A 6671-nucleotide genomic window follows, 5' to 3' on the forward strand; every position below is an offset into this window, starting at 1 on the left:
GTTATAGATCGACAGCCTGGTGTCGCAGTCGTTCTCACGACAGATCCGGCCCACGCGCTCCACCTTCGAGGGTGGAGGATCGTTGCCCGGCCGGTGTCCTTTGACGTTGTCCGAGCGCATGGTATGCCCCACCATCCTTCCCATCGTCCGCCGATGGGTTCTGCGTACGTGAAGGAACCGGCGCGGCGTCACGATGATTCCCCGCCGGAACTTCTACCCGTTATACGCACGAAGGCATCAAGATGGTTTCAAGACCGGGACGGATCGTTACGCCCGCCACGAAGGAGGGCGGATCGTTATGCCTGCTGCGAAGGAGGGCGGATCCGCAGCTCGGCCACGACGCGGAGGCGCAGCGCCTCCACGGTGGAGCGGGAGACCGGGCCGGGATCGGCGCACCTGCGCACGAGCAGCTTGAACTTGCGGTCGAACTGGACCACGCGACGGCAGCTGGCGCACACGGAGAGGTGTCGCTCGAGCTCGGCGCAGGTGGGCGGGTCGGTCTCACGGTCGAGGTAGAGCCAGACGTGGCGCAGGACCTCGTGGCAGTCCCCTACTTCGGGCGCACCCATTCCTGTCCCTCCTCGAGCAGCCCCCGGTCAGCGGCGAAGTCCCACAGCCGCTTCTGCAGCTGGCGCCGGCCCCGGTGCAACCGGGACATGACCGTCCCGATCGAGGTGCCCATGATGTCCGCGATCTCCTTGTACGAGAACCCTTCGACGTCGGCCAGGAGCACCGCCATGCGGAACTGCTCGGGCAGGGCGTCGAGCGCCTGGCGCACCTCGTCCTCGGGGATGCGCTCGAGCAGCATCTCCTCGGGGGTCTCGGCCCCTGCCGGGTTGGCCCCGGCGATGCGCTGGTAGAGCGAGAAGTCGTCGACGTCCTCGGTGGGCACCGACTGCGGCCCCCGCTGCTGCTTGCGGTAGGCGTTGATGTAGGTGTTGGTGAGGATGCGGTACAGCCACGCCTTGAGGTTGGTCCCCGGCTCGAACTGGTGGAAGGCGTTGTAGGCGCGCAGGAACGTCTCCTGGACCAGGTCCTCGGCGTCCGCCGGGTTGCGGGTGAGCCGCAGGGCACCAGCGTAGAGACTGTCGAGGAGGGGGATCGCGCTCTCCTCGAAGCGAGCTTGGCGCTCCTCCGGCGTCTCGCTGGCCGGGGCTCGGGCGCCGTCGGACGCCGAGGGGCCGACCTCGGTGCCGAGGTCCGGGGCCGAACCGGTTGGCTGCAAGAACGATCCTCCCGCTCGCGCGATCCACGCGGGCACCCGCGACCGTGGCCGCGGCCTGGACGGCCGGCGCCCGAAGGGCCTCCGCCGCCCCGGCGCCCGCACCCGGGCAGGATAGCAGTCCGCGTGGCCCCTGCTCGATGCGAGCACGACCGCCCCGCCCGGCGCGAGCGGACCGGCGAGCACGGGCTCGCTCTGGTGATGGCGCACGGGACCTCCTGGAGACAGCGCGGACTGGGCCGACGCCAGGTGCAACCGAGCGAGCCCGCCAAGCATTCCTGAGGCCAGGCTCGACCTACGCCTTCTTGCTGACGACCTACGCCTTCTTGGTGACGACCTCGATCTCGTGGTAGCCGCTGGCGCCGTCGGGGTGGGGCTGGGCCCGGGCGGCGGTCTGGACCTGGCCGCGGCCGTCGACGGCGCGCACCTGAAGCAGCAGCCGGCCGGTCGTGGCCGGCCGCCAGGGCAGGCGCCACTGGCGCCACGCGGCCCGGGCCAGCTCCTGCCGGAGCACGGCCGGCTGCCAGGTCCTGCCGCCGTCGAAGGAGACCTCGACCGCCCTGATGCCCCGGTCGCCGGCCCAGGCCACCCCGGCGACCGTCACCTGCCCGCCGACCGCGGCCAGGTCGGCGGGCACGTCGATGCGGCTGGCGGTCTTGACCGGGGCCAGGTTGTCCCAGCCGTCGGACCGCTGCCAGTAGCCCCGGTACTCGTAGTCGACGACCTCGATGCGCTCGACCCACTTCACGTTCTTCATGCCGTAGATGCCCGGCACGATGATCCGGGCCGGGTAGCCGTGGGCCCTGGGCAGGGTCGCGCCGTTCATGCCGTAGGCGACGATGGTCGACCGGTCGAGCGCCTTGGCGACCGGGATGGAGTCGCTGTAGCCGCCGACGGCGTGGAACACGACCCGTACCGCCCGCTCGGACGCGCCCCCGGCCCTGGCCAGCACGTCGGCCAGGGGGACGCCGGTCCACTTGGCCGTCCCGACGAGGTCCCCGCCGACGAAGTTGGAGATGCACTGCAACGTGACGTACTGCTCCACGGCCGGCATGGCGACCAGGTCGGCGTAGCCGATCCTGACGGGCCGGGCCACCAGGCCGTCGACCGCCAGGTGCCAGGAGTCCGCGTCGACGTCGGGATCGATGATCGACTCGTCCACCGTGTAGTGGAGCCGGTTCGGCGTGACCTCGGGCGACAAGCCACGGATGGCCAGGAACGCCCGGTCCTCGGCGGTCGCCTGGGGCATCCGGGCCGGTTCGACCGGCTCGGCGCCGACCGGACGGACCAGCGGCCGGCCCCCCCGGTCCCCGAACCCCCCGGTCAGACGGTTCACCCCGACCCCGAGGGCGAGCAGCCCGCCTGCTCCCACCGCTGCGCGCAGGAACTCCCGCCGCGTCCGTCCCAGCCCGCGGGCGGGCGGGGGGACCGGGTCGCGGTCGAGGCGGTCGAGCGCCCCCCGCAGTCCCACGGCGTAGACGGCACCGGCCACCCCCACCAGCGCACCGTACATGACCAGGGACGGAGCGCCGGGCTGGGGCCGGTAGCCGGCCAGCGCGAGCAGGGCGAACAGCGCCCCGGCAGCCCACACCGCGGCACCCCGGGACCGAGCCGGCGGCTCAGAGCCCCGGTCGGGTACCCCCGGCGCGCGGGTGCCCGCCTCGCCACCGGTCCAGCGTGATGGACCGCGTCGCCCATGCTTGGCCGGCGCTCTGGCAACGACCACACCGGCGACCCCTCCGGCCAGGATGGCGCCGATGGTGAAGCCGATCGCGAACAACCGGAGGGCCAGGTGGCCGAGCCGCTCGATGAAGAAGACCGCCAGGGCCCCGGGCACCACGCGGAGCAGCCGCTGGGCCAGGCCGAGCGGTGGGAACGGGACGCTGGCCTGCACGAGGTGAGCGAGACCGAGGACCGCGGTCGCGAGCAGCATCGCCGAGACCCCGGCAACGAACGCCTCCGAGGTCCTCGGCTGCCGCTGCACCCGCTGTTCCATTGGTCCACCATAACCCTGACCGCGCGGATCGGCGGGCGGATCGGAAAGCGTGAGCAGGCGGTGACGAAAGCGGCGCGGCCCGAGGGCCGCGCCGCTCCTTGCTGGGCGCTGTCAGATGAGCCTGCGGCGGCGTCCACGGCCCCGACCGGACACCGCCCGGTAGATGAGCAGCAGCACGATCGAGCCGATGACGGCGATGACGAAGGTCCGGAAGTCGAACCCCGACAGCCCGCCGAAGCCCAGCGCATCGGCGAGGAACCCGCCGAGGAAGGCGCCAACGACACCGATGACCATGGTCATGAGGATCCCGCCCGGGTCGTTGCCGGGCAGGATGAGCTTGGCCACGGCTCCCGCGATGAGGCCCATCACCAGCAGGGCGATGATCGTCATGGTCTCGCTCCTTTCGCCATGACGTCGCAGTCACGATGAGTGCGACGGAACAAGCAATTCAACCGGCACAGGTGGAGTTCCCACATCATGGACGCGGCAAACGCGGAATGCTCTGCCCCGCCGGTCCGGCAGGCGTGGACGCCAGCGCTGTCAGCGCCGCTCGTGGCGGCCGCGGGTGGGCTTGCGCCGCATGGCGGCCCTCGCGGCCCGCCCTGGGAACGCCCGCTGCACCGGTACCGGCCTGGCCGCTTCCAGCTCGTCCGAGCGCCGGCCGCCGTTGGCCTCGGGCGCGTTGCCAGTTGGCGGCGGCCGGCCGGTCGACGACCAGTAGGCGGCCACGACGTGGGCCGTCTCCTGGAGGACCATCGCCTCGACCTCCTCCGGCGGCTTGGTCTCCATCCGCCGGATCCGCCGGGGCACGATCTCCTCGGGGATCAGCGTGCGCCGCTCCAGCCAGGCACAGGCGGCGAGCACGCCGAGCAGCCCGAGCGGCCAGAGTGTGGTGACGGCGATCGCGACCAGGAGGTTGGAGAACAGCATGCTCGACCTCACGAACGACCAGGCGGAACCCGGTAGGCGTTCACCACGGGCGACGGCCGCAAACTCGGGGGGCGCCCACGGGGCTGGTCAGAGGATGGTGTCGGCGGCCAGGGTTCATGCCTGGGTGGAGCCTCAGGAACCGCTCCTTGCTGGATCACCGGCGGCCGTTCTGTGGGCCGGCTCGCTGCCTCGCAACCCGGGACGATCGCGACTTGGCCCTGCTCGTCGCGCTGGCGTACTGGACCGAAATGCATCAGGTCCCCCTCGCGTGAGGATCAGGAACCGGTGCACGCTCACGGCGATGTGGACTCGGCGGCCACGGAGGCTGTGGCGTCGAGGTCCCATGGTCGCCGATCCCGCGCTCGTGACCAAGTATCCGACGAAGTACGCGTTCGGCTCGATCAGGCTGGAGCCCATGAAGCATGCCGGGCACGGCGGGCGCCTCAGCCGGTCGTGGTGGTCGGAGCGGAAGTCGTGGTGGGCTGCGTCGACGTGGTGCTGTCCGCGGTGGTGGCGGTGTCCGCGGTGTCCCTGGTGTCGGTCGTGGGCGCCGGCTCGGTGGTCGCCGTGGTGGTGTCCACCGCCGGGCCGGTCGTCGGCAGGGTAGGCGGTGGGGTGTCCAGCACGAGTGGCGACCGCAGCGGGCCTCGCAGGTAGTACTGGGCGTCGACGACGTCCAGCAGCACCGACAAGCCGACGAAGGCCACGTGGTCCCCGTCGGGCGAGATGGCGGCGTTGTACGCCTGGTCGAACTGCGCCATCCCGGTGAGGTCGACCGAGGCCAGGGTCATCGTCCCGCTCACGAGATCGCGCACGAAGATGTCGCTGCCGTACCCGTTGGCGTCGTGGGGCACCAGGTTGGTGGCGTTGGAGTCGAACACCACCGAGCCGCCGTCGGCCGACAGCGACGGGGCGAAGCTCGCGTAGTCGGCCTTGCCGCCGGCCGGACCGACCGAGACGAGCGTGGTCCGGCCGCTGGACCGGTCGCGGACGAACACGTCTGGCCGCTCCCCCTCGTTCTGGGCGAAGTTGGTCGCGACCGAGTCGAACGCGACCACGCTGCCGTCGGCCGAGATCGCCGGGAAGAAGCTCCAGCCGTCGCCGATCCTGCCGTCCGAGGCCCGGGACTCGAGCGTGGTCCGGCCGGTGGACCGGTCGATCACGAACACGTCACTCGACCGGTTGTCGTCGCCCGGGACGAGGTTGGTGGCGTCGGACACGAACGCAACGGTCCCGCCATCGGCCGAGAGCACCTGCTGCCACGCCCCGCCGTCCCCCTGGCCCGACACACCGCCGGAGACCAGTGTGAGCGGCCCCACCGAGGCGGACCGGTCCCAGACGAAGACGTCGATGTAGCCGTTGCCGTCGCCGGGGACGAGGTTGGACGCCTCGGACAGGAACGACACGACCTGGCCGTTGGCCGAGACGGACGGCTCCCAGGAGTAGCCGTTGCCGTCGCCGCCCGGGCCGTTGGCCGAGACCCGCACGATGCGGTCCTCGGCCTGGCCGTGCCGGTCCCAGAGGAACACGTCGGTGGTGCCGTTGCGGTCGTTGGCCACCAAGTTGGTGGCGTCGGAGGCAAACGCGACGTAGCGGCCGTCCGCAGACACCGAGGGGTCGAACGAGTCGCCGTCCGCCTCGCCGCCGGAGAACGCGGCCGAGATGCGGCTCGTCCGCCAGGCCCCGGTGGCGGGGTCGAGGTCGCGGACGAAGACGTCGCTCCTGCCGTTGGCGTCGCCGGGGACCAGGTTCGCCGACGTCGACGCGAACGCGACGTGGCGAGCCTCGCGCGCGAGCGCCGGAGGGTACGCCGCGTCCAGGCCGTTCCCCTTGCCGCCGTCCACGTCGGCGGAGACCAGGATCGTGGTGGCGTCCAGCGGGCTGGCCCCGGCCGCCCGGGCATCCTGGACCGGCCAGAGCGCGAGGCAGCTCAGGGCGAGCGACGCCGCCGCAGCGAGCACGGCGGGGCGACCGGCGGACGCGCGCCAGGCCACGCGGGCGCCCCGGCGGACCCCGGCGACCGGGGTGGCGGGGCTGGGGTGGGCGGTGGGCGGGCGCATCTCCTCTCCTGCCTGGCGGGGCGCGGGCTCTGGAGTGGGTGCGGGACCGGTTGAGACGACGCCGAACGCCGTGACTACGTCGAGCGGTACCGGCCGATCGGCGGTGACGGCCAGTACCAGCGGAAGCTAACCATTGGCCGGGCAGAGACGGTATAAGCAAAAGACCGCAGATGCCGCCGGGAAGACCACGATGTCGCTTCGGCGGCGTTGCGCGTTCCCCATCGCGGTGCCGCCCCCCGGTCCCGTCGCCCCCCGGTCCCGTCGCCGCCGCCCCACCACGTCGCCGCCGGCGCCATGGGCGCCTGCCCGGAGCTCAGCGAGCCCGGGCGATCAGGTTCGACTTGCCGAGCTGGTGCCGGGTCTCGATCAGGCGCACCGCGCCCGACCTGGAACGCATCGACAGCGACTGGGTGAGCACCTCATGGCGCTCGAAACGCACCCCCCGCAGCAACTCGCCGTCGGT

Annotated in this window: 7 protein-coding genes; all 7 read right to left on the bottom strand. The window is 72.1% G+C overall.

Features of this window, described 5'->3' with window-relative positions; genetic code table 11:
• Positions 1-296 precede the first annotated feature (296 nt).
• Positions 297-569, bottom strand: a complete 273-nt coding sequence (locus VG276_19010) for a zf-HC2 domain-containing protein (GenBank protein HEV8651424.1) — start codon at positions 567-569, stop codon at positions 297-299.
• Positions 551-1225, bottom strand: a complete 675-nt coding sequence (locus VG276_19015; GenBank protein ID HEV8651425.1) for a sigma-70 family RNA polymerase sigma factor — start codon at positions 1223-1225, stop codon at positions 551-553. Before VG276_19015 ends, VG276_19010 begins: the two co-directional genes overlap by 19 nt.
• 313 nt (positions 1226-1538) lie before the next feature.
• Complete coding sequence (locus VG276_19020) at positions 1539-3218, bottom strand: molybdopterin-dependent oxidoreductase (protein ID HEV8651426.1); 1680 nt, start codon at positions 3216-3218, stop codon at positions 1539-1541.
• Between the two features lie 111 nt (positions 3219-3329).
• On the bottom strand, positions 3330-3608 hold the full coding sequence (locus VG276_19025) for a GlsB/YeaQ/YmgE family stress response membrane protein (GenBank protein ID HEV8651427.1): 279 nt from the start codon (positions 3606-3608) through the stop codon (positions 3330-3332).
• Positions 3609-3758: 150 nt separating this feature from the next.
• Complete coding sequence (locus tag VG276_19030; GenBank protein ID HEV8651428.1) at positions 3759-4148, bottom strand: hypothetical protein; 390 nt, start codon at positions 4146-4148, stop codon at positions 3759-3761.
• A gap of 443 nt (positions 4149-4591) precedes the next feature.
• Entirely contained in the window at positions 4592-6208 is a 1617-nt protein-coding gene (locus VG276_19035) for a calcium-binding protein (protein ID HEV8651429.1), read from the bottom strand.
• A 313-nt stretch (positions 6209-6521) separates the two neighbouring features.
• The gene (locus VG276_19040; protein ID HEV8651430.1) at positions 6522-6659 is read right to left on the bottom strand and encodes a hypothetical protein; all 138 of its coding nucleotides are present in this window, start codon (positions 6657-6659) and stop codon (positions 6522-6524) included.
• Between the last annotated feature and the right edge of the window lie 12 nt (positions 6660-6671).

This window comes from Actinomycetes bacterium, from assembly GCA_036000965.1.
Taxonomy (GTDB): Bacteria; Actinomycetota; CALGFH01; order CALGFH01; family CALGFH01; genus DASYUT01.

Coding starts and splice junctions, on each gene's coding strand:
- VG276_19010 (HEV8651424.1), bottom strand. CDS start 569: ATGGGTGCGCCCGAAGTAGGGGACTGCCACGAGGTCCTGCGCCACGTC.
- VG276_19020 (HEV8651426.1), bottom strand. CDS start 3,218: ATGGAACAGCGGGTGCAGCGGCAGCCGAGGACCTCGGAGGCGTTCGTT.
- VG276_19025 (HEV8651427.1), bottom strand. CDS start 3,608: ATGACGATCATCGCCCTGCTGGTGATGGGCCTCATCGCGGGAGCCGTG.
- VG276_19030 (HEV8651428.1), bottom strand. CDS start 4,148: ATGCTGTTCTCCAACCTCCTGGTCGCGATCGCCGTCACCACACTCTGG.
- VG276_19035 (HEV8651429.1), bottom strand. CDS start 6,208: ATGCGCCCGCCCACCGCCCACCCCAGCCCCGCCACCCCGGTCGCCGGG.